This window comes from Mesorhizobium sp. LNJC394B00 (assembly GCF_000502555.1).
In the GTDB taxonomy this organism is placed as follows: Bacteria; Pseudomonadota; Alphaproteobacteria; order Rhizobiales; family Rhizobiaceae; genus Mesorhizobium.
On the sequence record NZ_AYWH01000002.1, the window covers coordinates 1,536,298 to 1,562,499 of the forward strand.

At 63.4% G+C, this 26,202-nt stretch carries 25 protein-coding genes, 1 other RNA gene and 2 pseudogenes; 18 read left to right on the forward strand and 10 right to left on the reverse strand.

Annotated elements, in window-relative coordinates:
* Window positions 1-97: 97 nt before the first annotated feature.
* Window positions 98-4,036 (forward strand): AsmA family protein, encoded by a 3,939-nt coding sequence (locus X751_RS152400; protein WP_023744626.1) that lies wholly within the window; start codon window positions 98-100, stop codon window positions 4,034-4,036.
* Window positions 4,037-4,043: 7 nt separating this feature from the next.
* Here X751_RS152400 and X751_RS152395 read toward each other — a convergent pair whose 3' ends face one another.
* The 4 genes from X751_RS152395 to X751_RS152380 all read right to left on the reverse strand — a co-directional run bounded on the left by X751_RS152395 (window position 4,044) and on the right by X751_RS152380 (window position 5,845).
* On the reverse strand, window positions 4,044-4,265 hold the full coding sequence (locus X751_RS152395; protein WP_023668319.1) for a ribbon-helix-helix domain-containing protein: 222 nt from the start codon (window positions 4,263-4,265) through the stop codon (window positions 4,044-4,046).
* Window positions 4,266-4,278: 13 nt separating this feature from the next.
* Entirely contained in the window at window positions 4,279-4,473 is a 195-nt protein-coding gene (locus X751_RS152390; RefSeq protein WP_023699586.1) for a DUF4169 family protein, read from the reverse strand.
* An 18-nt stretch (window positions 4,474-4,491) separates the two neighbouring features.
* On the reverse strand, window positions 4,492-5,031 hold the full coding sequence (locus X751_RS152385) for an SspB family protein (RefSeq protein ID WP_023744627.1): 540 nt from the start codon (window positions 5,029-5,031) through the stop codon (window positions 4,492-4,494).
* Between the two features lie 130 nt (window positions 5,032-5,161).
* Window positions 5,162-5,845 carry a TetR/AcrR family transcriptional regulator gene (locus tag X751_RS152380; protein ID WP_023668320.1) on the reverse strand — a complete coding sequence of 228 codons (684 nt, stop codon included), beginning with the start codon at window positions 5,843-5,845 and terminating at the stop codon, window positions 5,162-5,164.
* A gap of 187 nt (window positions 5,846-6,032) precedes the next feature.
* Here X751_RS152380 and X751_RS152375 point away from each other — a divergent pair, with 187 nt between their 5' ends.
* Window positions 6,033-7,238 carry a multidrug effflux MFS transporter gene (locus X751_RS152375; RefSeq protein WP_023667417.1) on the forward strand — a complete coding sequence of 402 codons (1,206 nt, stop codon included), beginning with the start codon at window positions 6,033-6,035 and terminating at the stop codon, window positions 7,236-7,238.
* Window positions 7,239-7,450: 212 nt separating this feature from the next.
* Here the strand turns inward: X751_RS152375 and ssrA are convergent.
* Window positions 7,451-7,809: a transfer-messenger RNA gene (ssrA, locus tag X751_RS1000000165570) on the reverse strand.
* A 168-nt stretch (window positions 7,810-7,977) separates the two neighbouring features.
* Between ssrA and X751_RS152370 the strand changes: the two genes are divergently transcribed.
* Entirely contained in the window at window positions 7,978-8,289 is a 312-nt protein-coding gene (locus X751_RS152370; RefSeq protein WP_023668323.1) for a DUF2853 family protein, read from the forward strand.
* Between the two features lie 341 nt (window positions 8,290-8,630).
* On the forward strand, window positions 8,631-9,425 hold the full coding sequence (locus X751_RS152365; RefSeq protein ID WP_023688064.1) for a thymidylate synthase: 795 nt from the start codon (window positions 8,631-8,633) through the stop codon (window positions 9,423-9,425).
* A 28-nt stretch (window positions 9,426-9,453) separates the two neighbouring features.
* Here X751_RS152365 and X751_RS0133255 read toward each other — a convergent pair.
* Window positions 9,454-9,651 (reverse strand): annotated as a pseudogene (locus X751_RS0133255) (TOBE domain-containing protein).
* Window positions 9,652-9,810: 159 nt separating this feature from the next.
* Here X751_RS0133255 and modA point away from each other — a divergent pair.
* The 4 genes from modA to X751_RS152345 all read left to right on the forward strand — a co-directional run bounded on the left by modA (window position 9,811) and on the right by X751_RS152345 (window position 12,845).
* Window positions 9,811-10,605, forward strand: coding sequence for a molybdate ABC transporter substrate-binding protein (gene modA, locus X751_RS152360; protein ID WP_155923552.1), 795 nt, complete (start codon window positions 9,811-9,813; stop codon window positions 10,603-10,605).
* 15 nt (window positions 10,606-10,620) lie between these two features.
* Window positions 10,621-11,325 carry a molybdate ABC transporter permease subunit gene (gene modB, locus X751_RS152355; protein WP_023667413.1) on the forward strand — a complete coding sequence of 235 codons (705 nt, stop codon included), beginning with the start codon at window positions 10,621-10,623 and terminating at the stop codon, window positions 11,323-11,325.
* Window positions 11,322-12,434, forward strand: a complete 1,113-nt coding sequence (gene modC / locus X751_RS152350) for a molybdenum ABC transporter ATP-binding protein (RefSeq protein WP_023668327.1) — start codon at window positions 11,322-11,324, stop codon at window positions 12,432-12,434. The genes modB and modC overlap by 4 nt, the downstream gene beginning before the upstream one ends.
* A 69-nt stretch (window positions 12,435-12,503) precedes the next feature.
* The gene (locus X751_RS152345) at window positions 12,504-12,845 is read left to right on the forward strand and encodes a winged helix-turn-helix domain-containing protein (protein WP_023682094.1); all 342 of its coding nucleotides are present in this window, start codon (window positions 12,504-12,506) and stop codon (window positions 12,843-12,845) included.
* A gap of 202 nt (window positions 12,846-13,047) precedes the next feature.
* Here the strand turns inward: X751_RS152345 and cobF are convergent, their stop codons facing one another.
* Window positions 13,048-13,821, reverse strand: a complete 774-nt coding sequence (gene cobF / locus X751_RS152340) for a precorrin-6A synthase (deacetylating) (RefSeq protein ID WP_023682093.1) — start codon at window positions 13,819-13,821, stop codon at window positions 13,048-13,050.
* A 147-nt stretch (window positions 13,822-13,968) separates the two neighbouring features.
* Between cobF and X751_RS152335 the strand changes: the two genes are divergently transcribed.
* The 6 genes from X751_RS152335 to X751_RS152310 all read left to right on the forward strand — a co-directional run bounded on the left by X751_RS152335 (window position 13,969) and on the right by X751_RS152310 (window position 19,681).
* Window positions 13,969-14,985, forward strand: coding sequence for a DUF4424 domain-containing protein (locus X751_RS152335; protein WP_023682092.1), 1,017 nt, complete (start codon window positions 13,969-13,971; stop codon window positions 14,983-14,985).
* A complete protein-coding gene (locus tag X751_RS152330; RefSeq protein WP_023744629.1) occupies window positions 14,985-15,503 on the forward strand; it encodes a dihydrofolate reductase in 519 nt (172 codons plus the stop codon). The genes X751_RS152335 and X751_RS152330 overlap by 1 nt, the downstream gene beginning before the upstream one ends.
* 145 nt (window positions 15,504-15,648) lie before the next feature.
* Window positions 15,649-16,758, forward strand: a complete 1,110-nt coding sequence (hflK, locus tag X751_RS152325) for an FtsH protease activity modulator HflK (protein ID WP_023682090.1) — start codon at window positions 15,649-15,651, stop codon at window positions 16,756-16,758.
* Entirely contained in the window at window positions 16,758-17,735 is a 978-nt protein-coding gene (locus X751_RS152320; RefSeq protein ID WP_023744630.1) for a protease modulator HflC, read from the forward strand. The genes hflK and X751_RS152320 overlap by 1 nt, the downstream gene beginning before the upstream one ends.
* A gap of 4 nt (window positions 17,736-17,739) precedes the next feature.
* Window positions 17,740-17,925, forward strand: a complete 186-nt coding sequence (locus X751_RS152315) for a DUF2065 family protein (RefSeq protein ID WP_023668333.1) — start codon at window positions 17,740-17,742, stop codon at window positions 17,923-17,925.
* Between the two features lie 238 nt (window positions 17,926-18,163).
* Window positions 18,164-19,681, forward strand: a complete 1,518-nt coding sequence (locus X751_RS152310; RefSeq protein WP_023682088.1) for a DegQ family serine endoprotease — start codon at window positions 18,164-18,166, stop codon at window positions 19,679-19,681.
* Window positions 19,682-19,724: 43 nt separating this feature from the next.
* On the opposite strand, the gene X751_RS152305 is transcribed toward X751_RS152310, so the two are convergent.
* Window positions 19,725-20,297 carry a GNAT family N-acetyltransferase gene (locus tag X751_RS152305; RefSeq protein ID WP_023744631.1) on the reverse strand — a complete coding sequence of 191 codons (573 nt, stop codon included), beginning with the start codon at window positions 20,295-20,297 and terminating at the stop codon, window positions 19,725-19,727.
* Entirely contained in the window at window positions 20,294-21,181 is an 888-nt protein-coding gene (serB, locus tag X751_RS152300; RefSeq protein WP_023725332.1) for a phosphoserine phosphatase SerB, read from the reverse strand. The genes X751_RS152305 and serB overlap by 4 nt, the downstream gene beginning before the upstream one ends.
* On the opposite strand from serB, the gene miaA reads away from it, so the two are divergent.
* Together miaA and X751_RS152290 are read left to right on the forward strand one after the other, a co-directional pair.
* Window positions 21,171-22,154, forward strand: coding sequence for a tRNA (adenosine(37)-N6)-dimethylallyltransferase MiaA (gene miaA, locus X751_RS152295; protein WP_023744632.1), 984 nt, complete (start codon window positions 21,171-21,173; stop codon window positions 22,152-22,154). The genes serB and miaA overlap by 11 nt on opposite strands.
* A gap of 131 nt (window positions 22,155-22,285) precedes the next feature.
* Window positions 22,286-23,077, forward strand: a complete 792-nt coding sequence (locus X751_RS152290; RefSeq protein WP_023744633.1) for a GGDEF domain-containing protein — start codon at window positions 22,286-22,288, stop codon at window positions 23,075-23,077.
* Window positions 23,078-23,354: 277 nt separating this feature from the next.
* Here X751_RS152290 and X751_RS17520 read toward each other — a convergent pair.
* Window positions 23,355-25,167, reverse strand: a pseudogene (locus tag X751_RS17520) (ATP-binding protein).
* Window positions 25,168-25,319: 152 nt separating this feature from the next.
* Between X751_RS17520 and X751_RS152285 the strand changes: the two are divergent.
* Window positions 25,320-25,886 (forward strand): XRE family transcriptional regulator, encoded by a 567-nt coding sequence (locus X751_RS152285; protein WP_023705521.1) that lies wholly within the window; start codon window positions 25,320-25,322, stop codon window positions 25,884-25,886.
* A 4-nt stretch (window positions 25,887-25,890) separates the two neighbouring features.
* Window positions 25,891-26,199 (forward strand): hypothetical protein, encoded by a 309-nt coding sequence (locus tag X751_RS152280; protein ID WP_023682084.1) that lies wholly within the window; start codon window positions 25,891-25,893, stop codon window positions 26,197-26,199.
* Window positions 26,200-26,202 lie beyond the last annotated feature (3 nt).

Genomic DNA, 26,202 nt, shown 5'->3' on the forward strand with positions numbered 1-26,202 from the left:
ACATCAGAGATCAAGCAACTCTGGATGAATTGCCTCTTTATCGACACGCTGATGCGGGTAGAGTGCGGCTGACTTTCAATCAACCCGTTCGGAGCTGATGCTCGCACGCCTGTTCGTGATCTTCGGTGGCTTGTTTGTGCTGGTGCTGGTTGCGGCGCTGGTGGTGCCGTATTTTGTCGATTGGACCGGGTACCGCGCCCAATTCGAGCGCGAGGCGAGCGCCATTCTCGGCCGCAAGGTGACGGTGCAAGGCGACGCCACGGCGCGGCTGTTGCCGTTCCCCTCGGTGACCTTCTCAAACGTCACGGTCGCCGGCGGCCCCGGCGGCCAGCCGGCAATGACCGTCGAGACCTTTTCGATGGACGCGGAACTGGCGCCGTTCCTGCGTGGCGAAGTGCTGATTTTCGACATGCGGCTGGTGCATCCGAAGGCGACGATCGACATCGCCGATAACGGCACGGTCGACTGGGCGATACGGCCGTCCTCGCCCTTCGATCTCAACCAGATCTCGATCGAGAAGCTCACGGTGACGGAGGGAGAAATTGCGCTCCGCCATGCCGCAGGCGGGCGCAGCCATCTGATTTCCGAGATCAATTCGACCATCTCTGCCAAGTCGCTGGCCGGGCCGTGGCGCATGGATGGAACGTTGCTGCTCGACGGACTGCGTTCGACTGTTGCGGCTTCGACCGGCAAGGCCGAAGGCAGCGGCCAGATGCGGCTGAGGCTCAAGGTCGATCCCGATGCCTATCCACTGGTCATCGAAACCGACGGCAATGCCGGCATCGTCAATGGGGCTGCCGTCTATTCCGGCCAGTTCAAGATTTCCGGCAACGACAAAAACAGCGCCGAACTGCGCGGCGGCGATGGCGAGAGCGTCAAAATCAGCGCCGGCAAACCCGATCCGGGGTTCAGGCTGAACGGCAAGTTCTCGCTCGACCATCAGAAGCTCGGCGTCGACGAATTCCGCTTCGAGACCGGGCCGCTCGACAATCCCTACACAGCCGACGGCAAGGCTTCGGTCGATCTCGGCCTTAGGCCGAACTTCGCCATCGAGGCCAATGGCGCGCAGGTGCAACTGGACGAGGCGGTGGGCGCTGAGAAGGGCGCCGGCCTGACGCTGGACCAGCGCATTGCCGGGATCGAGCAGGCGCTGCTCGAACTGCCGAAGCCGAGTATCCCCGGCACTGTCGAGGTCAAGCTGCCGGCGGTGGTGGCCGGCGACACCACGGTGCGCGACGTGCATCTCTCGGCCGAGCCGGTCGAGGGCGGCTGGTCGGTGAAATCGCTGGCCGCGACCTTGCCCGGGCGCACGACGCTGGAAGCCAGCGGCATGCTCAGCGTCGAAGATCATTTCGGTTTCAGCGGCTCCATGCTGCTGGCGGTGGCGCAGCCTTCCGGCTTTGCTGCCTGGTTGTCCAAAGATGTCGACGAGGCGATCCGCCGGCTGCCGGCCGCCGGCTTCAAGGCCAAGGTGGACCTGTCGGAGAAGCGGCAGGCGTTCAGCGATCTCGAACTGATCCTCGGCAAGTCGAAGTTCACCGGCCGCATCGATTCCAGCCAGCCCGACGACGCCAAGTCCTCGGTGCTGATGCGGCTCGAGGGCGGCGAACTCGATGTCGACGGGCTGACGGCCTTCGCCTCGATCTTCGTCAGCGACAAGGGCGCCAACCGCTTTTCCGACCGCGACCTCGATTTTCAGATCAAGGCAGGGCCGGTCAATGCCGGCGGGCTCACCGCCGACACGGTCGATACCGCGCTCCGGCTCCGCGACGGGCTGCTCGAAATCGACCGGCTGTCGATTGGCGGCCTTGCCGGCGCCTCGATCAGCGCCACCGGCCGGATCAAGGATTTTCCGGCAAGCCCGACCGGCAAGCTCGATGCCTCGGTGGTCGCAGTCGATCTGAAGCCGCTGATCGACATTGCCGCGCAACACTATCCCGACAATCTGATGCTGAAGGGACTGGCTGGCCGCACGGCCGCCTATCCTGAACTGTTCCAGGACGCGCGCGTCGATCTGGTGGCGAGCGCCGCCGACAATGGCGACGGCACCACCGGGCTGGCGGTGAGCGGACAAGGCAAGGCCGGCGGTTCGGCCTTTTCGGCGTCGCTGTCGGGCAAGGGTGCCGTCGGCCAGTTGCTCGACGCGCCGGTGACGGTGACCTTCAACGCCAAAAATCCCGACGCCACCGTGCTGCTGGCGCTCTACGGCCTGCCGGCGCTGCCGCTCGGCATGCTCGGCCAGGCAAGCACCGATATTTCGGCCAAAGGCACGCTCGGCGGCGGCCTGGCGACGAGCTTCAATTTCGCCGCCGATGACTTCAAGGCGACGTTCGACGGCACCGTCGCTCAGACGCCGCAAGGCGCCACCGCCAAGGGCAAGATCGGCCTCGACGCTTCCGATATCGAGCCCTGGCTGATGACGACCGGCGCCGGCCTGCCGGGTATGGGAACGGGCACCTCGACCTCGCTCAGCGCGGATGCCGATTTCGGCAACGGCCTGCTGGTGTTGAGCGGCCTCAGCGGATCCATCAACGAGTCGGAGATTTCGGGCGACGTCAACATCGATGCGAAGCAGGGGCTGCCGCATTTTGCCGGTGCGCTGGCGCTCGACGAACTGGACCTCGACCCGATTGCGGTTGCGCTGTTCGGTGACCAGTCGTTCCTCAGCAGCAACGCGAACTGGCCGACGGCGCCATTCAGCCAGAAATCCAGCCTGCCGTTCAGCGCCGATCTCGACCTGGCGACGGCGACACTTGCCGCCGGACCGCTGGCGACAGCCTATGACGCGTCGCTGTCGTTGAAACTGGACCAGGAAGGCATCCGCGTTTCGGACCTGAAGGCAAAACTGCTCGGCGGCGCGCTCACCGGATTGTTCGAGTTGAAGAACACAGACGGCACGGGGCTGTTCTCCGGCCAGATGAGGCTTGCCGGCGCCGACCTGGCGACTGTGCTGCCGGCTGCCGGATTGAGTGGCAACGGCGATTTCTCGACAGGGCTGTCGACCAGCGGCAAATCGGTCGACGCGATGATTGCCGCACTCTCCGGCTCGGGCACGGCGGCGCTGAAAGGCCTCACCATTGCCGGCGTCAATCCCGATGCCTTCGGCGCGTTGATTGCCAAGGCCGATGCGATCGGGCGCGACATCGACGTGGCCAAGACCGCGGGCTTTGCACCTGAGATCGCTGGCGACGGCAGCTTTGCTGCCGGCGATGCCGACATCGCCTTCACGGTCGCCGGCGGCACGTTGCGGGCACCACCGATCAAATTCGAAAACCAGGCGGCGACGCTGTCTGCCGACATCACGGCCGACCTCAACACCGGCACCGTCGCCACCAAGGGCGCTGTCACCTACAAGCCTGGCGACGAGGCGCTGATCGGCTCCGATCCGACGGTCAATTTCAGCGTCGATGGGCCGTTCGGGGCGCTGAAGAAGCAGTTCGACAGCGAGCCGCTGGCGCAATTTTTGACCCAGCGCGCGCTGGAAAAGGAGCAGCAGCGGGTCGAGGCGATGCAGGCCGCACTGCTCGAGAAGCAGCGGCTGCGGCGCGAGGTGCGCTACTACGCCGCCCTGCAGACCGAGCGCGACAACGCGGCCGAGGAATTGCGCAAGCAGGAGGAAGCGGCACGGCTCAAAGCCGAGGCCGACGCCAAGGCGAAGGCACAGGCCGATGCGAAGGCACAGGCCGAAGCGGATGCGAAGGCCAAGGCGGATGCCGAAGCAAAGGCCAATGCCGATGCGAAAGCGCAGGCAGAGGCTGACGCAAAGGCCAAGGCAGATGCGGACGCGAAAGCCCAGGCCGAAGAGCAGGCTGCCGAAGACGCCGCCAAGGCCGAGGACGAACGGAAGAAGGCCGAACAGGCTCGGATCGCTTCGCAGGAAAAAGCCAGGCTGGAGGCCGAGCGCAAGGCTCAGGAGCAGGCGCCGAAGGTCGACCGCTCACTTCCCGGCGTCAATGACGGTTCGGCCCCGGCGCCGCCGAAGCCCAGGACAAATCCGTTCTCCGTCGACAATCTGCTGAAGTCGCTGGGCAATTAAGAACCATTCAGACCGCGCCGCGCTTGGCCCAGTCCAGCACATGAAGCCTGAGCGCCGAGGACAGGTTCGCATCTCGCGGTCTTGTCTCGTCGATCTCCGCGACCAGGGCAGCAAGGGTCAGCTTGCGCGCGGCGGCGATGGCGACGAGATCGTCATAAAAGGGTTTTTCGAGGGAATAGCTGGTGCGATGGCCGCGGATGGTCACGGAGCGTTTTTCGACCGGGCTCACCGCAGGCGGTCCATCAATCGCCCTGGTCTTCCGGGCGTTCGCGGCGGTGGCCGGCGACGAATTTTTCGGCCTTGTCCAATGTCAGCCGGTCACGAGTTCTTTCGGCTTTGGAACGGCCGTGCAGAGCGCGGTTCTCGCCGGCGAGCTTTTCCTTTTCGGTGCGCGCCTTCTGCTTGCGGACCTGGCGAAGGTTGACGATTTCGCCCATGTCGCGCCGTCCGTCCCGCTACTTCTTGCGGAAGGCGTCGAGCGACACGACGTCGGCGCCCTTGCCGGCATCGGCCACGGCGGGCTTTTTCTCCGCCTCAGTGGCAGCTGCCTTCTTCTCGGCCTTCGGCTTTTTCTCGGAGACGATAGGCAAGGGCTCGGGAGCCGGCTGGGCGGCTGCATCGTCTTCCGCCGGGACGTCGGTCTTGACGTCGAATTCGAGTTCGAAATTGACCGATGGGTCGTAGAAGCCGCGTACGGCCGAGAACGGGATTTCCAGCTTCTCCGGCACGTCGGAGAAGGACAGCCCGACCTCGAAGCCGGTATCGGTCACCTTGAGGTCCCAATACTGGAACTGGATGACGATGGTCATCTGTTCGGGATAGCGCTCGCGCAACCTGGAGGACACCCGCACGCCCGGCGCGCCGGTCAGGAATGTGATGAAGAAATGATGATTGCCGGGAAGGCCGGTGCGCGCGACTTCGGCCAGGACCTTGCGCATCACGCCGCGCAATGCCTCCTGGGCCAGAATGTCGTAGCGGATGTGGTCGTCGGCCATGTGCTGGTCGGGTTCCGTTGAATCGTCCGCATAGCTGTAATCAAGCTTGAGCGCGGCGTAAACCGGATATAGATCGCTGATGCGCCGAAGCGAAGCCCGTAACGGACGATTTGATCGCCGGCTTTGACGTTCAGGCGCTGGCCAGCTGTTTTTCCACCGCTGCCGCTGATCTGCGCTTGCCGAAGGCGCGCAGGAATGTGCGCACGCCGTGGGTGGCGGATTGCAACACTTCGTCTTCCGACGGCATGCCGCCTAGCATGAAGGTGGTCTGCAGTTCGGCGTTGGCTAGCGCCAGGAACTGGCGTGCGGCGACATCGGGATCGTCGACCGCGAGATGGCCGGCATGGGCGAGGCGGGCAAAACGGGCGGCAAGTGCGGGCCAGGTCCGGCCCGGCCCTTGGTCGCGCCATTCTGCGAAGAGCTCGGGATAGCGCTCGCCTTCGGTCTGGATCAGCTTGCGCAGGAAGCGTCCGTCGCGGTTGCAGATGCAGTTCTGATTCATGCGCACGGCAAAGCCGATCAGGTCGGCTTCCAGATCCTTCGGCTGGTCTGGGAAAGAGGCGAAGGTGGCGAAGATGCCGGCATTGCAGCGCTCCGTCAGATCGCGCACCACAGCCATGAAGAGCTTTTCCTTGTCGCGGTGGTGATTGTAGATGGTCTGGCGCGACACGCCGGCCTCCACCGCGATCAGGTCGATATTGGCGCCGGCAAAGCCTTCCCGGCAGAAGACCGAAGCCGCCGCATCGATGATCGACATACGCTTGGCCTCGTGGCCGCGTGGCGGGAAAATGTCAGGAGAAACGGCAAGCTTCATAGAAATCTATATAGAGGTGATTGACGAATTAGACAAGGCTGTCTAAATTTGTGGACACAATAAATGGGAATTCGCTCCGTAGAGACGAATAATCTCGCTCTGAGCCGTCGGATTTCAACGGGATGGAACGTCCTAGGGTTAGTCGTCGCGTTGGCGGCGCCAACCAGACTTGAAAGAAGCCTTTATCATGAGTCCCAAATTCCTCCGCATCGCGGTCGTGCTCGGCCTGTTGTCCGCTATCGGCCCCTTCGCCATCGACATGTATCTGCCGGCGTTGCCTTCGATCGGCGAGGATCTGCATGCCGGCACCGCCGCCGTTCAGATGAGCCTTTTGATCTTCTTCCTGTCGATGGGCTTCGGCCAGATCGTCGTCGGACCGATCTCCGACATGGTCGGCCGCAAGCTGCCGCTTTACGGCGGCCTTGCGCTGTTCATGGTCGGCGGTATCGGTTCGGCCATGAGCCCGACCATCGAATGGCTGATCGCCTTCCGCTTTCTGCAGGGACTGGGCGCCAGCGCCGGCATGGCGGTGCCGCGCGCCATCGTGCGCGACCTGCACACCGGCACCGAAGCCGCCAAGCTGATGTCGCTGCTGATGCTGGTGTTTTCGGTGTCGCCGATCCTGGCGCCGCTGACCGGCAGCCAGATCATCGAGAATTTCGGCTGGCGCGCCGTATTCTGGACGGTGACGGGCGCGGCCCTGCTGGCCACCATTCTGCTGGCGACCTCGCTGAAGGAGACGCGGCCGGCGGAAGAACGCGTCGGTTCCTCCTTCGGAACCGCACTCGCCGGCTATCGCTTCCTCATGGGTGACCGCAATTTCCTCGGCCTGGTGGCGATCGCCGGCTTCGGCATCGCCAGCTTCTTCGTCTACCTCTCGAGTTCGTCCTTCATTCTGATCGACCATTACGGGCTGTCGCCTTCCGTCTACAGCGTGTTCTTCTCGATCAATGCGGTCGCCTTCATCGGCATGTCGCAGCTGACGGGACTGCTGTCGGAGCGCTTCGGGCTGAAGCGCGTCGTCTGGGTGGCGGTGACCGGCTATGCCACGACGATGGTGGTGCTGTTCGCAGTCATGGCGACCGGCGTCGACCGGCTCGATGTGATGGCGGCACTGCTGTTCGTCGGCTACGGCTTCCTCGGCCTGGTCATCCCGACGACGTCGGTGCTGGCCATGGAAGAGCATGGCGAGATCGCCGGCACGGCCTCGGCGCTGATGGGCACCCTGCACTTCGCCATCGGTGCGCTGGCGATGGGCGTCGCCGGCATCTTCTTCGACGGCACCCCGCTGCCCATGGTGGCCGGCATCACGCTCTGCGCGGTGATCTCGTTCACGCTGGCCAAACTGACGCTTGGCCGCTCGCGCGAAGCCGTTGAAGCGCCGGCCGAGTAAGCTGACCGCAATCGACCGGAAAGGCCGGGTCATCCCGGCCTTTTTCACGTCTGGGGTAATCCGGCCCCGGCCAGAACCACGGCCTTCGACCGACGCCAGCGGCAAATTGCACCAGCTCATGGCTCAATTTGGTGTAGGCTTCGCGGCCCATCGTCATGCGAAATCCGGCCAGCGGCAGCCGGCATTGAGCGTACGATATCGAGGAGGGGAGAAGTGGAGGTTTCTGTTGCCAGGTACCTCCGAACCCCGCCTAGAAGTGCGAACCTCTAGGGCTTGATTTGAAGCTATCGCACCGCTTACGCGGCGAGACGTGCTTCCGCATAGTTGTCATTTGCAACTACAGGTTTAGCCCGATGACGGTGGTACCATGCCGGGCAAAAGTACGATCTTTACACCTTCGTCGATCCTATTTCGCCCCCAGCAACAGCCGCTCTGATCACAGAACGGTTCTTGGTGGAGGCGCCGGGTACCGCCCCCGGGTCCGAACGGCTTATTACATCGCCCATTTATCGCCATAGTCGGTCAAGCCGACAAAACGAATATAGGGGGCGGGCGCACAAAATGAAAGGCCGCAATGACACTTCTTGGCCGCACCAAACTGCGGCGCCGAGGGTTGACTCGCGGGCGGTCTCAACCGAAGCTTTGCGATGGTGAGGAGTATCGACCGAGCGCACAAGTTGCGGCAGCGCGCCACAGCCCTCATCGATCGGATCCCGTGGCGCCGACATGGGGAAATTTGATGGCCGATTATCTCGCAGACGTGAAGAAATACGACGCCGCCGCAAATGCCGATGTGGTTGCCAAGATTGTGAAACATCTGGGCATCGCGCTGCGCAACCGCGATTCCTCGCTGGTATCCTGCACCGACCCCAAGGAATTGGAGCGCGTCAAGACCAACTGGGTTGCCAAGAAACTTGGCGTGACCGACGGGGCGAAAGCGGACTCAGCGATCGAGAAGACCTGCAAGGCGTTGGCCGCCGACAGCTCCAAGAGCCGCGTGACTTTCTACTATCTGGTCGCCAAGGATCTGGGCAAGCTCGGCTCTTTGTAGAGATTATTGCCGATAGGCAGAGCGCGCGTTTGATTTTGCTCCTCACCGGAGGTCAGCACCGCCCCTCATTGCCCTGCCGGGCATTTCTCCCCGTATAGTGACGGGGAGAAAGGGCTGACCGCAGCCTTGGCTCTCTCTCTCGAACGCTTGTGATTGGCGAAACCGCTGATCACAGCGCCCCTCTCCCCGTCCCTATACGGGGAGAGGATGCCGGCAGGCAGGTGAGGGGCAACGCTAACCCTTGAAGAGTGATGGGGCAAGCCGCGTTCTGGTCCTTTTGCTGTGTTCGGCCGGCGGCCAGTCGGTTATGATGGCGGTAACCCCGAATCGAGGCGAAGCCGATGCGCCAGTATCTCGACCTTTTGCAGCATGTGCTGGACAATGGCGCCGACCGTGGCGACCGCACGGGCACCGGCACGCGTGGGGTGTTCGGGTACCAGATGCGCTTCGACCTGTCGCGCGGCTTTCCCGTCACCACCACCAAGAAGCTGCATCTGAAGTCGATCATCCATGAACTCCTGTGGTTCCTGGCCGGCGACACCAACATCAAATACCTTAGAGATCATGGCGTTTCGATCTGGGACGAATGGGCCGACGAGAATGGCGATCTCGGCCCGGTCTATGGCAAGCAGTGGCGCTCCTGGCCGGATGGCCATGGCGGGTCGATCGACCAGATTGCCAATGTTCTGAAGGAGATACGCAGGAATCCGAATTCACGCCGGCTGATCGTTTCGGCGTGGAACCCGGCCGAAGTGGAGGCGATGGCGCTGCCGCCCTGCCACTGCCTGTTCCAGTTCTACGTCTCGGACGGCAAGCTGTCCTGCCAGCTCTACCAGCGCTCGGCCGACATTTTTCTCGGGGTACCCTTCAACATCGCTTCCTACGCGCTGCTGACCCTGATGGTGGCGCAGGTGACCGGGCTAAAGCCCGGCGAGTTCGTCCATACGCTGGGCGATGCGCATCTCTATTCCAACCATTTCGAGCAGGCGCGCGAGCAATTGCGTCGCACGCCCAAGGCGCTGCCGACGCTGTGGATCAATCCGGAGGTGAAGGACCTGTTCGCCTTCCGCTTCGAGGATTTCCGGCTGGAAAACTATTTTGCCGACGCGTCGATCAAGGCGCCGATCGCGGTCTGATCCGTCCACCGTCAATCAATTCCGACCCTCAATCGATGTCGACCATGACGTCGGTTGCCTTGATCATGGCATAGGCTGCTTGCCTTTTTCGAGCTTGAGATCGGCAACGGCCTCGTTGGTGATCGAAGCGTGACGACGGAGCCGGCGACATCACCGCGGACAGGCGAGGTGCTTTGACGATCTCGACGATCGTTCCCTTGAGGATGTTGCGGGCGCTGATCTTCATCGGAGTTCCTTTCCGGGTTTCGGTGCACGTCCAAACCAGAACAATCGATGCCGAACATACGCTTTCGCAGGAGGCGGCCTTCCCTTGTTATATTCATCCAGATATATCGGTCGGCAGGAGTCGAGCCAGCAGATTTCAAGCCCAGGGAGAGTTTTCATGTTGGGGCACAAAGGTTTTGGTATGAGGGCAATCGCGATTGGCGGCTTTGCCGTAGCTCTGATGGCCGCGATGCCGGCGGCTCACGCGGGAGACAAGGTGATCGTGTTTGCCGCAGCCAGCCTCAAGGACGGGCTCGACGCCGTCACCAAGGCCTGCGAAGCCGATGTCGGTGAAGCGGCGACCGTCTCCTACGCCGCGAGCTCGGCGCTGGCCAAGCAGATCGAAAGCGGGGCGCCCGCCGATGTGTTCATTTCGGCCGATCTCGACTGGATGAAGTACCTCTCCGACAAGAGACTGACCAAGCCGGAAACCGAGGTGAAACTGCTCGGCAACCAGATCGTGCTGGTGGCGCCACAGGATTCCAAGGTCGAGACCAGGATCGAGAAAGGCTTCGACCTCGCCAAGCTGATCAGCGACGGCAAGCTCGCCATGGGCGACGTCAAGGCGGTGCCGGCCGGCAAGTATGGCAAGGCGGCACTTGAATCGCTCGGCGTCTGGTCGTCGGTCGAAGGCAAGGTGGCGCAGGCCGAGAATGTGCGCGCCGCGCTGAAGCTGGTTTCAACGGGCGAGGCCGCGCTCGGCATCGTCTATGCCACCGACGCGCATGCCGACAAGGGAGTCAAGGTGGTCGGCACCTTCCCGGAGGATTCGCACCCGCCGATCATCTATCCGGTTGCCCAGACCACCGATTCGAAGGACAAGGATACCCCGGCTTTCCTGAAGTGCCTGCAGTCCGCCAAGGCGGTGGAGCTGTTTAGGGATCAGGGTTTCACCGTGCTCACGCCGAGCAATTAAGGTAGCGGCTGACGCATGAACTGGCTGCTGGACCTCACTCCCGACGAATGGAATGCGGTCCGGCTGTCGATCAAGGTGGCGACGGTGGCGATGCTGTTCAGCCTGCCGCCGGGCATCTTGATGGCGCTTTTGCTGGCCCGCGGAAAATTCTGGGGCAAGACGCTGCTCAACGGTGTGGTTCACCTGCCGTTGATCCTGCCGCCGGTGGTGACAGGTTATCTCTTGCTGCTTACCTTCGGCCGGCGCGGGCCGGCGGGAGCGTTCCTGGCCGAGCATTTCGGCATCGTCTTCTCGTTTCGCTGGACCGGCGCCGCACTGGCCTGCGGTATCATGGGCTTTCCCCTGATGGTGCGGGCGATCCGGCTGTCGATCGAGGCGGTCGACCGCAAAATGGAGGCAGCGGCGGGAACGCTCGGCGCCAACCCGATTTGGGTCTTCGCCACCATCACGCTGCCGCTGATCCTGCCCGGGCTGATCGCCGGCTCGATCCTGTCCTTCGCCAAGGCGATGGGCGAGTTCGGCGCCACCATCACCTTCGTCTCCAACATTCCCAACGAGACGCAGACGCTGCCTTCGGCGATCTACACCTTCACGCAGGTGCCTGGCGGCGATGACGGGGCGCTCAGGCTGACGCTGATCTCCATCGTCATCTCGATGGCCGCATTGGTCGCCTCGGAAGTGCTGGCGCGGCGCGTCGGCCGGCGGATGGACATCGAATGAGCGTGCTGGTGGACATCAGCCATCGGCTCGGCGGTTTCGCCGTCGACGCGCGTTTCGAAAGCGCCGGGCGGCTGACGGCGCTGTTCGGGCCATCGGGCTCCGGCAAGACGACGCTGATCAACGTGATCGCCGGCCTGATCCGGCCGACCAAGGGCCGTATCGCGGTCGACGGCTGTGTGCTGGTCGACACCGATGCCGGCATTTTCGTGCCGAAGCACAAGCGCCGGATCGGCATGGTGTTCCAGGACGCGCGGCTGTTTCCGCATATGAGCGTGGCCGGCAATCTGCGCTATGGCCGCTGGTTCACGCCACCGGCGGAGCGCTATGCGGATATCGACGCGGTCGTCGAACTGCTCGGCATCGGTCCTCTGCTCGACCGGCGACCGGCAAAGCTCTCGGGCGGCGAGAAGCAGCGCGTGGCGATCGGCCGGGCGCTGCTTGCCAGCCCGAAACTGCTGTTGATGGACGAGCCGCTGGCCTCGCTCGACGATGCGCGCAAAGCCGAGATCCTGCCCTATATCGAGCGGCTGCGCGACGAGACCAAGCTGCCCATCGTATATGTCAGCCACTCCGTCGCCGAGGTGGCGCGGCTGGCCAGCGACGTGGTGGTGATGGCGCAAGGCAAGGTCGCTGCCTCAGGCCCGACCGGCGCGATCATGCAACGGCTCGAATTGCTGCCGGCGGAGGAACGCGGCGAGGGCGGCGCGGTTCTCGACACCAAGGTGCTGCGCCATGATGAGATCTTCGGGATGACCGTGCTCGGCTCGGCGGCGGGCGAAATCCGGGTGCCGCAATTGGCGGTCTCGGTCGGCGCGCCTGTGCGCATCCGAATCCGCGCCCGCGACGTGATGATAGCCACCGAACAGCCGAAAGGTCTCAGTGCGCTCAACATCCTGCCGGGCGCCATCGTCGCAATCGGCTCGGGCGAGGGGCCGACGGTCGAAATCGGCATCGACTGCAATGGCGCAACCGTGCTTGCGCGCATTACCGAACAATCCAGGCAGGTACTGAACCTTCAACTCGGCGGCAAGGTGTTCGCGGTGATCAAGACGGTCAGTTTCGACCGTGCCAACACCGGCGCCGGCCTGCCGGCCGAAGCGGATGGCTGATAGCCGCTATATCGTTTTGGAATAGCGCTATGGGTCGAGAGGGGCTAGTGTGACTGTGGAGGACAAGAGATGCCGTCGCTGAGCCTGCGGATAAATCTCGATCCGGACGGGCGCATAGGTCCGGGCAAGATCGAATTGCTGGAGCAGATCGACACTTTCGGCTCGATCTCGGCTGCGGCACGCGGCATGGAGATGTCCTACAAGCACGCCTGGGATCTGGTGGAAGATATGAACCGTGTGTTCGGCAAGCCACTGGTCGCGGCGCAGACCGGCGGCAAAAAGGGCGGCGGCGCACAGCTGACCTCAGTTGGCCTTGCAGTTGTCAGCCGTTTTCGCGCTATCGAGCGCGCTGCGGCGGCAGCGGCGGCCACGCATATGGACGCCTTGCAGGCGGAGATTGATGCTGGGTGAGGGTTGAAGCTTGCGATCCGTCACACCCCCCTCTGTCCTGCCGGACATCTCCCCCGCAAGGGGGGAGATCAGCTAGCCCGTAGACGGGCGCTAATCTGTTAGGCGATTGGCGAAATCCTCCGTGACGGCCAATCTCCCCACTAGAGGGGGAGATGTCCGGCAGGACAGAGGGGGGCGCGAAGGAACTCGACCTTTGAGCGCGCTATTCCTCGGGCTCTCCTGCTTTACGCAGCAGATAGGTGTCCATGATCCAGCCCTTTCTTTTCCGGGCTTCTTCTCTCGTCCTCTCAATCTCCTCGCCGACATCACCCAGGCGACCGGAAACGATGATCTCGTCCGGTGTGCCGAGATAGGCGCCCCAATGGATGATCAGATCCTTGTCTGCCAGCGTGTTGAAGGCGCATTTGCCGTCGAGCATGACCACGGCGCTGCCGGCATTGTGCGGCATGCCTTGTTCGGCGAGGCGGCGGCCGGTGGTGATCAGCACGGGGTCGCCGATGCGGTTCAGCGCCATCTTGTGGCCGGCGGCTAGCGCCTGGACGGCGGTGATGCCGGGAATGACCTCCAGTTCGAATGCGACATTGCCCCTCAGTCGTACGCGCGCGAGGATGCGCAGCGCGCTGTCATAGAGCGAGGGGTCGCCCCAGATCAGGAAGGCGCCGCAGCCGTCCTCGGCAAGGTCGTCGCGGACCAGGCTCTCATAAATCTGGGCGATGGCCTCGTGCCAGTCATCGACGGTCGAGCGATAGGAAGGCGCCGGCTCGGCGCGCACCGGCACGTCGAACTCGACGCGGCGCGATTTCGGATTGCTGACGAAACGGTCGCAGATATGGCGGCGCAATTCGGCAAGGTCGTTCTTCTTCGCCCCCTTGTCGGGGATAAACAGGACGTCCGCCCGGTTTAGGCCTGATATGGCCTGCACGGTCATATGGTCGGGATTGCCGGCGCCGATGCCGATGACGAGAAGCTTGCGCATGACGCGAACTCCTGCCCGATCGAAACCTGTTAGTCCAGACCGCCGATTGGCGTGTCCAGACACTGTGGCGTCCTGCTGGGAGACGGAAGGCTTTGAAACGCCACATTGAAACGGCTAGGGTCGCGGCATTCTTGGCGAGGGGCTTCGATGTTGCAATATGTTCTGTCCGTAGCGCTGGCGCTTTTAGCTGTGCCCGCGCTGGCCAATGATACGACCGCCGAACTCGGCACAGGTGGCCTGATCCTGTCGCGTAGCGACGCGGTGTCGATGCAAAGCGAGGACCTCTATATCTCGCCGGAAAAGATCACGGTCGACTACGTCTTCCACAACAACACCGACAAGGATGTAAATGCCATCGTCGCTTTTCCGCTGCCGGACATCGAAGGCAATCCGGAGGAAATGCCGGCCATCCCGGAAAACCAGAGCGACAATTTCCTTGGCTTCGAGGTGACGATCGACGGAGCGCCGGCAAAGCCGCAGCTCGAGCAGAAAGTGTTTGCTGTCGGCATCGATATCGGCGCCGATCTGAAGGCGCAGAACGTGCCGTTCAATCCGTTCGGCGATGCGGCCAAGGCGGCCCTGGCGAAGCTGCCGAAAACGGTCGCCGAGGATTGGGAAAACCGCGGCATCATCATCGAGGATACGGGCAGCGACGGTACCGAGGCGAACAAGGTCTATACGCCGTGGTGGCAGTTGCGCTCGACCTATTGGTGGCGCGCGATATTTCCGGCCAACAAGGATGTCCACGTCTCGCACCGCTACAAACCGAGCGTCGGCGGCACGTCATCGGTGAGTTTCTTCTATGACGGCAAGTTCACCGAGGGCAGCCAGTACACGAACTACAAGACCCGCTACTGCATGGACGACAGCTTCGAGAATGCGGTGCGGCAGGCCGCCAAGGCCGACGGTTATCCGCATTTTTACGAGAACCGCATTGCCTATATCCTGACCACCGGCGGCAACTGGGCCAATGGCAGCATCGGCAAGTTCAAGCTGACCGTCGACAAGGGCAACCCGAAAGCGCTGATCTCGTTTTGCGGCGGCAATGTCAAGAAGGTTGGGCCGACGACCTTCGAGACGAAGGCGCAGGATTTCTATCCCGAGCACAACATCGACATATTGCTTTTGGAGCCGTCGGATGACGGCGCCGGGGAAGCCAACTGATGGACGTCGCAATCTATGTCGCCATTGCTCAGAACGGCGTCATCGGGCGCGACGGCGGCTTGCCGTGGCGGCTGTCCACCGATCTCAAGCGCTTCAAGGCCGATACGATGGGCAAGCCCGTCATCATGGGCCGCAAGACTTATGAAGGCATCGGCCGGCCGCTGCCGGGCCGATTGAACATCGTGGTGACCCGCGACAAGGCCTGGCGCGCCGAGGGCATCGAGGTGGCGCACTCGCTGGAAGCCGCGATCCAGCTGGCCACGGTGCGCGGGCGTTGCATGGCCGGCGTCGACGAAATCTGCGTCATCGGTGGCGGCGAGATCTATGCGCAGGCGCTACCGCTGGCAGACCGGCTGCACGTCACCCATGTGCTGGCGACGGTCGATGGCGACGCGCATTTTCCCGACATAGATCCGGATTTGTGGCGCCTTGTCAGCGCTCAGGACGTTCCGGCCGGTGAAAAGGACAGCCATGCGACGCGCTATTCGGTTTACGAGCGACGCCGCGGCGTGCATTGAGACGATAAAAGGGTCGCGAACGTCCAAAACGGACATGCTCGGCAGCGGATCGCGTTGAAAGCGCATCGCTGCGTCCCTATAGAAGAACAACTGGATTTTGCGCCGCAACGTCGGCGCTGAGGGAATCCCAAGCGAAAGGACATTCATGCCCTGGAACGACAAGAGCGGCGGCGGCGGCCCATGGGGCGGCGGCGGCAACAATCAGGGACCCTGGGGGCAGGGACCGAAGGGGCCTAGCGGCCCGCCGGGGTCACCTCCCGATCTCGAAGACATCATCCGCCGCGGCCAGGACCGGCTGCGGCGCGCGCTGCCCGGTGGTGGCGGCGCCAGCCCGGCCGTCTTTGCGCTGATCGCAGCGGCTCTGATCGTGCTGTGGGCGTTCAAGGCGGTCTACACCGTGCAGCCGGACGAGGTTGCGGTCGAGCTGCGCTTCGGCAAGCCGAAGGCGGAGCTGTCGCAGCCAGGTCTGCATTTCCATTGGTGGCCCGTCGAAACCGTCGAGACGGCCAACATCGCCGAACAACTCGTCGATATCGGTGGTGGCGGCGCGACGAGCGGCAACTCGTCGGGGCTGATGCTTACCGGCGACCAGAACATCGTCAACGTCCAGTTTTCGGTGGCCTACCAGGTCTCCGATCCCCGGGCCTATCTGTTCGACGTCTCCGACCCAGAAGGCATGCTGCAGCAGGTCGCAGAGAGCGCCATGCGCGAAGCGGTCGGCCGGCGACCGGCCCAGGACATCTTCCGCGACGACCGTCAGGGCATCGCCGCGTCGGTGCGTGAAATCATCCAGACGACGCTGGACGGCTACAAGGCCGGCCTGAATGTCAACGCGGTTTCGATCGAGGACGCGGCGCCGCCGCGTGAAGTGGCCGACGCGTTCGACGAAGTGCAGCGCGCCGAGCAGGACGAAGACAAGTTCGTCGAGCAGGCCAACCAGTATTCCAACCAGAAGCTTGGCCAGGCGCGTGGCGCCGCGGCGCAGATCCGCGAGGACGCGGCAGCCTACAAGAACCGTGTCGTCCAGGAAGCCGAAGGTGAGGCGCAGCGCTTCATCTCGGTCTATGACGAATACGCCAAGGCGCCCGATGTTACGCGCCGGCGGCTTTATCTGGAAACGATGGAGAAGGTGCTGAAGGATTCCAACAAGGTGATCGTCGAACAGGGCAATGGGCAAGGGGTCGTTCCCTATCTGCCGCTGCCGGCACTGCAACCGAAGGCGCCGCCGCCTGCGACCACGGGAGGAGCCCAGTGATGGCCAATCGTCATCCCATCATCGCGGTCATCGCGGCCGTGCTTCTGTTCCTGCTCTACTCCTCGGTCTTCGTGGTCAACGCGCGCCAGCAGGCGCTCGTGCTGCGGTTCGGCGAGATCGTCGACGTCAAGAATGAACCCGGCATCTATTTCAAGGCGCCTTTCGCCTTCTTCGACGCCGACAGCGTGCAGTTGATCGAAAACAGGGTGCTGCGCTTCGATCTCGACAACATCCGCGTCCAGGTTTCGGGCGGCAAGTTCTACGAGGTCGACGCTTTCATCGCGTACCGCATCTCGGATCCGCGCGTGTTCCGCTCAGCCGTGTCCGGTCAGATCACACTGGCCGAAGCACGACTGAGGACGCGTCTCGATGCGGCGCTGCGCCGTGTCTACGGTCTGCGCGACTTCGAGGCGGCGCTTTCGGAAGAGCGGGCCGTGATGATGCGCGAAGTGCGCGATCAGCTTCGGCCCGACGCCACCTCGCTCGGCCTGCAGATCGAGGATGTGCGCATCCGCCGAACCGATCTGACGGCCGAGGTTTCGCAGCAGACCTTCGACCGCATGAAGGCCGAACGTTTGGCCGAGGCCGAACGGCTGAGGGCACGCGGCAAAGAGGCCGCGCAGCGCATCACCGCCCGCGCCGACCGCGAAGTGGTGGAAATCGTCGCCGAAGCGCGCAAGGAATCGGAAATCCTGCGTGGTGAAGGTGAAGCCCAGCGCAGCGCGACCTTTGCCGACGCCTACAAACGCGATCCGGCGTTCTTCGACTTCTACCGGTCGATGAATGCCTATGGCACGGCGCTGGACAACTCCGGGACGACGATGGTGCTGTCGCCGAACTCGGAGTTCTTCCGCTTCTTCCGCAATCCGGACGGGACGGACGCGAAGCCGGCGGCGCCTGCGGCTCCGGCGACGGCACCTGCCGCGCCGGCGACGGCACCTGCCGCGCCGGCTGCACAACCTGCACCCGCCCAGTAGGGCGGTGCAGGATTTCCTTGCGGCCATAGGCCTGGTCCTCGTTGTCGAGGGCCTGGTCTATGGCGGCTTTCCCGGCCTTGCCAAACGTCTTGCCGGCGAAGTGCTGTCGACGCCGGAAATTGCGCTGCGCATCGTCGGGCTGGTGGCGATCGCCATCGGCGTCGGCATCGTCTGGTTGGTGCGTGGCTGAAGACCGCTGATCTGCAATTCCAGGAAAGTGTGAGCGGTTTTCCGTCCGGAATTGCGTAAAAGCAAAGGGATTGAACGGTTCGCCGTTTCCGCGAAACGGCGAACCGCTCTAAGGTGTAACGGAGGATTTATCCTCCTGATGTGGCCATAGCCGCAAACGTGCCGTATTTCTTGCCAACATGACGCGACGCGGCGTTTTGCCGAAGCGCTTTTTCTTTTCAGATTCCGGGAGGCTTTCGATGACATCCAACACCCTTCTGCGCGCGGCGCGGCGGACGTTCATCGCAGGTGCTGCGGCACTTATGGTCGGCGCGCTTGCCGTTCCGGCTTTCGTGACGCCGACGGTGGCCGCGGACGGACCGGCTTCGGTTGCCGACCTCGCCGAAGGCCTGCTCGGTGCGGTGGTCAACATCTCGACCTCGCAGACCGTGAAGGGCACGGAAGGTCCGGGCGCGGTGCCGATGCCGCAGCTGCCGGAGGGTTCGCCGTTCCAGGATTTCTTCGACGACTTCTTCAAGAACCGTGGCGGCGACAAGGATGGCGGCGCGCAAAAGGTGCAGTCGCTGGGCTCCGGCTTCGTAGTCGACGCCGAGCAAGGCATTGTCGTCACCAACAACCACGTCATCGCCGATGCAGACGATATCGAGGTGAATTTCTCCGACGGCGTGACGCTGAAGGCGACGCTGGTCGGCACCGACACCAAGACCGACGTGGCGGTGCTCAAGGTCGACCCGAAGGGCCACAAGCTGACGGCGGTGAAATTCGGCGATTCCAACAAGATGCGCGTCGGCGACTGGGTGATGGCGATCGGCAATCCGTTCGGCCTTGGCGGCACGGTGACGGTCGGCATCGTCTCGGCCCGCAACCGCGACATCAATTCCGGCCCCTACGACGACTTCATCCAGACCGACGCCGCCATCAACCGCGGCAATTCCGGCGGGCCGCTGTTCAACAGCCTGGGCGAGGTCATCGGTATCAACACGGCGATCATCTCGCCGTCGGGCGGCTCGATCGGCATCGGTTTCTCCATCCCCTCGCAGCTTGCCTCGGGCGTCGTCGACCAGCTGCGCCAGTTCGGCGAGACCCGTCGCGGCTGGCTCGGCGTGCGCATCCAGCCGGTGACCGACGACATCGCCGAGAGCCTCGGCATGGCGACCGCCAAGGGCGCGCTGGTGGCCGGCGTCATCAAGGGCGGACCGGTCGACAACGGCACAATTCTCGCCGGCGACGTCATCATCAAGTTCGATGGCAAGGACATCCATGAAATGCGCGACCTGCCGCGCGTCGTGGCGGAAAGCCCGGTCGGCAAGGCGGTCGACGTGATCATCGTGCGCAAGGGCGTCGAGCAGACGGTGAAGGTGACGCTCGGCCGGCTTGAGGACGGCGAGAAGGTCGCTGCCGGTGAGGACGGCACTACCGATGAGGACAAGGGCGGCGACAAGGCGCCCGCGGTCTCCACGGCCTCGGTGCTCGGCATGACCGTCGGCGAGCTCAATGACGACACACGGAAAAAATTCGGCATCGCGGCCGACGTCTCCGGCGTCGTCATCACCGACGTCACCAAGGATTCGGCCGCCGCCGAGCGCGGCATCCAGGCCGGCGAGGTGATCACCGAAATCGCCCAGGAATCGGTCGCGACCCCGAAGGACGTGATGGACCGGATCGGCGCGCTGAAGGAGCAGGGCCGCAAGAATGCGCTCTTGATGCTGGCGTCCAAGACAGGCGAGTTGCGCTTCGTGACGATCCGGATGGATTGAGTCCGGAAAGCCCCATAACCGATTGTCTTCAGGGAAAGGGCGGCTAGCGAGCCGCCCTTTTTCGTGCCTGCCAGTCCGTGCGCGACAGTTTGTAGAGGACATGCCGCTTGAGGTGCGGGTGGCTGTCAGGGATGGATGGGTGATCGAAATCGCGAGCCGGGTCAGGGCTCATGCCAAGACGCTCCATGACGGCCGTCGAGCGGCGGTTGGCCGCGACGGCGAAGGAGACGATCTCGTCGCGGTCAAGCGTTTCGAAGCCAAAGGCGAGCCAGGCTTCGGAGGCCTCCGTGACATAGCCCTTGCGCCAGAATTCCGGCGCCAACCGCCAGCCGATCTCGATCGTATCGGAAGGCAGGGACGGCACGTGATCGGTCTTTAAGAGACCGACGAAGCCGATGCATTCCCCAGTCGCGGCGATCTCGGCGGCGGCAAAACCAAAGCCGTCCTCGGCGATCCAGCCCCGAAACTCGTCCATCTTGGCATCCGTCTCGGCGCGGTCGCGGCGGAACGGAAAGAATTCCATCACCCGCTCGTCCGAATTGATGCGGTGGAAGAGTTCGCGATCGCGGTCTTCCCAGTTGCGCAGGATGAGGCGCTCGGTGCGCATCGGTTTCATTGGGCGAACTCTTCCTGGCGGTAGCCCTGGAGATAAAGCAGCGCGGTGAGATCGCCATGGTCGATGCGGACCTTGGCTTCGGCAGCAACGGCCGGCTTGGCGTGGAGCGCGACACCGGTGCCGGCCAGGCGGATCATGTCGAGGTCGTTGGCGCCGTCGCCGACCGCAATCGCATCGAATGGCGTCAGGCCGAGGCGGGCCGAGATATCGTTCAGCGCATCGGCCTTGGCGGCGCGGCCGAGGATCGGCTCGGCGACCAGGCCGGCAAAGCGCCCGTTCTCCTCGATCAGGCGGTTGGCACGGTTTTCCTCGAAGCCGAGCATGGCGGCGACACGGCTGGTGAAGACGTCGAAGCCGCCGGAGACAAGCGCCGTCCAGGCGCCATTGGCGCGCATCGTCTGCACCAGAGCGCGGCCGCCCGACGCCAGCGTCAGGCGGTTCGCGATGATGCGGTCGACGACGGCGGCATCGAGGCCTTTCAGCAGCGCCACGCGTTCACGCAGCGCCGGCTCGAAAGCGATCTCGCCGTTCATCGAGCGTGCGGTGATGGCGGCGACGCGGTCCTTGACGCCGATCTCGTCGGCGAGTTCGTCGATGCATTCCTGGTCGATCATGGTTGAATCCATATCGGCAAGCAGGATTGTCTTGCGGCGGCTTTCGGCCTGCTGAACGATCACGTCGACCGGCTCTGAACCAAGTGCTGTGCGCAAGGCCGCACTTGCCTCAGCGGCTTCTGCCCCCTCGGGCAACACCAGATCGCAGGCGACGCCTTCGCCCAGCCAGCGAACAGCGCTTGCGCCGACCGACCGTGAGGCCATATTCGCAAGCGAGGCCGACATCGCGCGGCGGACGGGGTGAGACACAAGCGTGGCAATGAGCGGCATCGAGACTTCCAAGCAGCTAGGCGAGGGCGGGCAGGCGGGCGAGGGCCGCGTGAAGAACGCGATCCTGATAGCCGGGCCGACCGCCAGCGGCAAGTCGGCGCTGGCGCTCGATCTCGCCGAACGCAAGGGCGGTGTCATCGTCAACACCGATTCCATGCAAGGCTACTCGGTGCTCGACGTGCTGACGGCGCGGCCGAATGCCGCCGATCTCGCCCGCGCGCCGCACTTTCTCTATGGCCACGTGCATCCCTCGACCGCCTATTCCACCGGCGCCGGGCTGCGCGACGTGATGAAGCTGATCGATGACGGCACGCTTGCCCGGCGACCCGATGGCGCCGGCTTCGAACGTCCGGTGATTTTCGTCGGGGGCACCGGGCTCTATTTTCGCGCACTTGCCGAGGGCATTTCGGAAATGCCCGACATTCCGCAGCAGGTACGCGACCGCTGGCGCTACGAGTTAAAGGAGCAAGGCGCAGCCAAGCTGCACCGCATCCTGATGCATGAAGATTCGGCGGTCGCCATGCAGCTGAAGCCGACCGACGGCCAGCGCATCGTGCGGGCGCTGGAGGTGCTCGACGCATCCGGCCGCTCCATCCTAGAATGGCAGGCAGCGCGCGGCCGGCCGCTGATCGACCGCGACAGCGCTCGGTTCTTCGTTATCGAGCCGGACCGCGCCCCCCTTGTCGAGCGGATCGAAACAAGGTTCGACCGCATGCTCGATCTCGGCGCGCTCGATGAGGTCAAACGGCTTGCGGCGCTTGGCCTCGATCCCGACCTGCCGGCGATGAAGGCGATCGGCGTTCGCGAACTTTCGGCTGCCATGGCGGGTGACATCAGCTTTCCTCAGGCCATCGCGCGCTGCAAGGCAGCGACGCGGCAATATGCCAAACGGCAAACGACGTGGTTTCGCCATCAGCTGGGACCGGAATGGCTGAGATTGCAGCCCGGCGACGGCCTGCAAGCCGTGATTTGATTTTCGTGCTGCTGATACAATTAAAGAAACAGAAGTAGGAATGAACATTCCCGCTCCGGTTGTCTGGATTAACCGTCCGTAAGGCGCCGGCATGCCATAGATCCGGGGGGTACTTTTCCAACGGGGAGCAGATGCGTTTCCACAAGGCGGAATCCGCATTTTTCGTCTTTATTTTCGTGATCCTGGCCGCAGGCCTGGTGACGCTTTATGCCTATGGTCAATTGCAGTCCATCGCGGTCGGTCACGATGCGACGTCCCGGGTCGAGAGGATCGCCTATCTCAACACGCTGCTGTTTGTCACCGGGGTGCTGCTGGCGACAGCGCTGTTCTTCGGCGTGTTCTTCATCTACCCGCTGATTCGTAGGCAGGCCACGGAAGAGGGCAAGCTGCGCGCCATGACGGTTTCGCTCAGCGCCCGCTCGGAAACGCTGCAACATGCGGCATTGACCGACGGCCTTACCGGCATGCAGAACCGGCGCTATTTCGATGATGCGCTGAAGGAATATCTCGAGGAATTCCGCCGCATCGAAAAGCCCGTCGGGCTCATGATCCTCGACCTCGATCATTTCAAGCAGGTCAACGACACGCATGGCCACGATGTCGGCGACGAGGTGCTTAGGGCAGTCGCCAATTGCCTCAAAGGCATGACGCGCTACCACGATGTGGTGGCGCGGCTTGGGGGCGAGGAGTTCGCCGTCGTTACGCCCAACATGGATGCGGAGTTGTTGGGGAAGTTCGCCGAACGCATCCGCAAAGCGATTGCCAACATGTCGGTGCTGTCGGGCAATGTCCGCCTCAAGATCACCACCAGCGTCGGACTAGCCGTCTGGGATCGGAAGGAAACCGCCGAGGAATTCTACCGCCGCGCCGACCGCCAGCTCTACGAGGCGAAGAGGCAAGGCCGCAACCGCGTCTGCGCCTGAAATCCCGGCATTAAATTCGTGAGGCTGGCCGTTTGATGCCGTCTTCTGCGCTTCCGGCCTTCGCCGGCCGAAGCACTCATGAGGTGGTGGCGGCAGCTATGGCTACGGCCGGCGTAGGCCGGTGCTCACGGACTCAATGTCCGCTCCGCTCCGGTTCTCGAGGTCGACACCGACCGACTCAGCCTGACGAATTTTCTGGCGTGATTTACCCAAGCTGGCTGACGAAGCTGATCTCGGAAGTTGACGCGGCTTGCCGGTGGCCAGAAGGGTGTGCAGGCTAATCGTTCTGCGGGCGCATGCCGAAGGTTGTGGGCTTGAGGCCGTAGCGCAGGTCGAAATCGTCGTCCGGCTGGACGCGCTGGGCGGTCGCCGGCTTGCGGTAATCGGGATCGCCGGCCTGGCGGCCGGAATCCACTGCTTCGAGATCGGAAGAGCACACGTCTGNGCTCGACGATGGCGGCGAGATCGACGTCGTTGCCGTCCTGCGAGAACTCGTCCTGCTCTCGCTTGGCGGTGCCGGGGATCAGGTTCTCCGCCAGTTTTTCGAACTTCAGCCGCATGGTCGTCGCCACGCCTTCACCGAAGGCGATGGCTTCGCGCTGGCCCATGGAGGACAGGAAGGCCAGCGTCGAGGCGGAGGAATCGGCGATCGCCGAGCGGATGATCGCCTGGTCCTGCTCATTGGCCAGCCGCATTGCGAAGAAGGTCGAGCATTGCGACAGGATGGTCGGATCGAGTTCACCCGGGCGCTGGGTGACGACGCCGAGATAGCAGCCATATTTGCGGCCTTCCTTGGCGATGCGCGACAGTGCATGCCTTGTCGGGGCGAAGCCAAGGCGTGGATCGGCCGGCATATAGCGGTGTGCTTCCTCGCACAGCAGCAAGAGCTTCAGCCGGCCCTCGCTCCACAGCGCAAGGTCGAAGGCGAGCCGAGCCAGCACCGAACAGACGGAGTTGACCACTTCGGACGGCATGCCGGCCATCTCGAAGCAGGTCACCGGGCGGCCATGATGCGGCACACGGAAAATATTGCCGATCGTCTCGTGGATCGTGTCCTCGATCAGCCGCGAATTGAACATGAAGCGATAGCGCGGGTCGGACGCGGCGGACTCGATGCGCGTCTTCAGCGATTTCAGCGTCGGGCGGTCGTTCTTGCTTTCCAAGAGGCCCATGCGCTCGTCGATCTGCTTGATGAGATCGACCATGCGGTAGGGCACCGGCGTGTCGGCGGTCAGCGCATCGCTGCCGCGGCGCACGTAAGAGCCTGAACTCGGATTGCGATAGAGGTTCTTGGCGGCGGGGATCAGGTCGCGCAGGACATCGACTTCTTCCGGCACGACCTCTCGGCCGCGAAACAGCACTTCGGCGAATTCTTCAAGCCTGAACATCCAGAACGGCAGGTCAAGCGTCTTGGAATCGACCCGGACGCAGAACTCAGGCAGGGACGCCGCGAATTCATTGTGCGGATCGAGAATGAGGATTCGCAGATCGGGCCGGGCGGCGATCGATTTGCGCAGCAGCAGCGAGATGGCGGTGGATTTGCCGACGCCGGTTGTGCCGACAACGGCAAAATGGCGCGCCAGCGTGTCGTCGATAGCGATGTTGGCGTCGATCGACTCATCCTGCGACAGCGTACCGATGGTGATCGAATGACGCCCGGCGAGATCGTAGATCGCCTGCAGATCACGGGTACGGATGCGGTGCGCTATGGCGCCGATATGAGGATAGGTGGTGATGCCGCGGTCGAACACCGGTTTGGCCCCCGGTTCGGCGCCGTCGCGCACTTCGCCGATCAGCTCGACGCTGACCTCGATGGGGTTTTGTCCCTCATTGCTCCAGGCGCGATCCGACTTGCCGATTTCGTAGACCAGACCAACGGTGCGCGATGTCCCGAGATTGATGGAGATCATCTTGCCGACGGTCCACAGGCCGGTGACCGCGCCTTCGATGTCGTCGGCATAGGCGCTGATGGTGGCGCGCGCACCGTCGCACTGCACGACGTTGCCGAGAATGCGCTTGTCGCTCTGCTCTGCGCGGCGGCGCTCCTGCGAGGTCGGTTCGCCGACGGAGGCTTCGCGCTCGACAAACATACGATCCGATCCCCATTCCCGTGGAGCCTGGATCCTACACAGACGGGGTTAAGGTGGCGTGATGCGGGATGGTGTAGCAGCGGTTAACCCGTCAGCGAAAATTCAACCGGCCGACCTCTTTTCCGAATCCAAATATTCGATATATTGGACGAATGACTGATATAGCGAATGACATGTCGGCCACGATAGGCAGACGAATCCACGCCGAAAGAGCCTTGCGGGACTGGTCGTTGGCCGACCTGGCGAACCGCTCCGGCGTCTCCAAAGCCATGCTCAGCACTATCGAGCGCGGCATGACCAGCCCGACGGCCGCGCTGCTGGTGCGCATCGCCGCTGCTTTCGGCATGACGCTGTCGACGCTGATAGCACGCGCCGAGCAGCAAGGTGGCGGCCTGCTGCGCGAGAGTGAGCAGCCGGTTTGGCGCGACCCCGGTACGGGCTATGTCCGTCGGCATCTGTCGCCGGTTTCAGACACGCCGCTCGAATTGATCCGGGTGCAACTGCCGGCTGGCGCCAGTGTGAGTTTCCCGGCGGCGTCCTATGCCTTCATCAAGCAGCAGATGTGGCTGATCTCCGGGCGGCTCGAATTCACCGAGGGTGATATGGTGCATAGTCTCGAGCCCGGCGACTGCCTGGCGCTCGGCGCGCCGTCGGACTGCACGTTCCATGCCGTCGGGCAGCTGCCCGCCGACTATCTGGTCGCGCTGGTCAGGGGCTGAAATCGTGGCAAGACGTCCCAAGCGCTCCGACAATGGCGGACCGCCGCTCGATGATTACAAGGGCCCGCCATGGGGCAAGGGCGATCCCTACATCTTCCTGGCCTGGCAGGCAGCGCATGCCAAGGCGTGGAAGGCGCCAAGCCGTGACGTGATGCTGATGCGCATGGAAAAGGCCGAGCGGCTTGGCCTGACCTATGAGGAATACACGCTCGAAATCCTCGAACGCGGGCTGCATCTGCAGCCGAAAGACACCGATCGCATCGCCGCGATCAAGGCGAGACGAAAACGGCGCCGCGTCGCGCGTCTGGATTAGCAA

Coding starts and splice junctions, on each gene's coding strand:
- X751_RS152400 (WP_023744626.1), top strand. CDS start 98: ATGCTCGCACGCCTGTTCGTGATCTTCGGTGGCTTGTTTGTGCTGGTG.
- X751_RS152390 (WP_023699586.1), bottom strand. CDS start 4,473: ATGGGCGAAATCGTCAACCTTCGCCAGGTCCGCAAGCAGAAGGCGCGC.
- X751_RS152385 (WP_023744627.1), bottom strand. CDS start 5,031: ATGGCCGACGACCACATCCGCTACGACATTCTGGCCCAGGAGGCATTG.
- X751_RS152380 (WP_023668320.1), bottom strand. CDS start 5,845: ATGAAGCTTGCCGTTTCTCCTGACATTTTCCCGCCACGCGGCCACGAG.
- X751_RS152375 (WP_023667417.1), top strand. CDS start 6,033: ATGAGTCCCAAATTCCTCCGCATCGCGGTCGTGCTCGGCCTGTTGTCC.
- X751_RS152370 (WP_023668323.1), top strand. CDS start 7,978: ATGGCCGATTATCTCGCAGACGTGAAGAAATACGACGCCGCCGCAAAT.
- X751_RS152365 (WP_023688064.1), top strand. CDS start 8,631: ATGCGCCAGTATCTCGACCTTTTGCAGCATGTGCTGGACAATGGCGCC.
- modB (WP_023667413.1), top strand. CDS start 10,621: ATGAACTGGCTGCTGGACCTCACTCCCGACGAATGGAATGCGGTCCGG.
- modC (WP_023668327.1), top strand. CDS start 11,322: ATGAGCGTGCTGGTGGACATCAGCCATCGGCTCGGCGGTTTCGCCGTC.
- X751_RS152345 (WP_023682094.1), top strand. CDS start 12,504: ATGCCGTCGCTGAGCCTGCGGATAAATCTCGATCCGGACGGGCGCATA.
- cobF (WP_023682093.1), bottom strand. CDS start 13,821: ATGCGCAAGCTTCTCGTCATCGGCATCGGCGCCGGCAATCCCGACCAT.
- X751_RS152335 (WP_023682092.1), top strand. CDS start 13,969: ATGTTGCAATATGTTCTGTCCGTAGCGCTGGCGCTTTTAGCTGTGCCC.
- X751_RS152330 (WP_023744629.1), top strand. CDS start 14,985: ATGGACGTCGCAATCTATGTCGCCATTGCTCAGAACGGCGTCATCGGG.
- hflK (WP_023682090.1), top strand. CDS start 15,649: ATGCCCTGGAACGACAAGAGCGGCGGCGGCGGCCCATGGGGCGGCGGC.
- X751_RS152320 (WP_023744630.1), top strand. CDS start 16,758: ATGGCCAATCGTCATCCCATCATCGCGGTCATCGCGGCCGTGCTTCTG.
- X751_RS152310 (WP_023682088.1), top strand. CDS start 18,164: ATGACATCCAACACCCTTCTGCGCGCGGCGCGGCGGACGTTCATCGCA.
- X751_RS152305 (WP_023744631.1), bottom strand. CDS start 20,297: ATGAAACCGATGCGCACCGAGCGCCTCATCCTGCGCAACTGGGAAGAC.
- miaA (WP_023744632.1), top strand. CDS start 21,171: ATGAGCGGCATCGAGACTTCCAAGCAGCTAGGCGAGGGCGGGCAGGCG.
- serB (WP_023725332.1), bottom strand. CDS start 21,181: ATGCCGCTCATTGCCACGCTTGTGTCTCACCCCGTCCGCCGCGCGATG.
- X751_RS152290 (WP_023744633.1), top strand. CDS start 22,286: ATGCGTTTCCACAAGGCGGAATCCGCATTTTTCGTCTTTATTTTCGTG.
- X751_RS152285 (WP_023705521.1), top strand. CDS start 25,320: ATGACTGATATAGCGAATGACATGTCGGCCACGATAGGCAGACGAATC.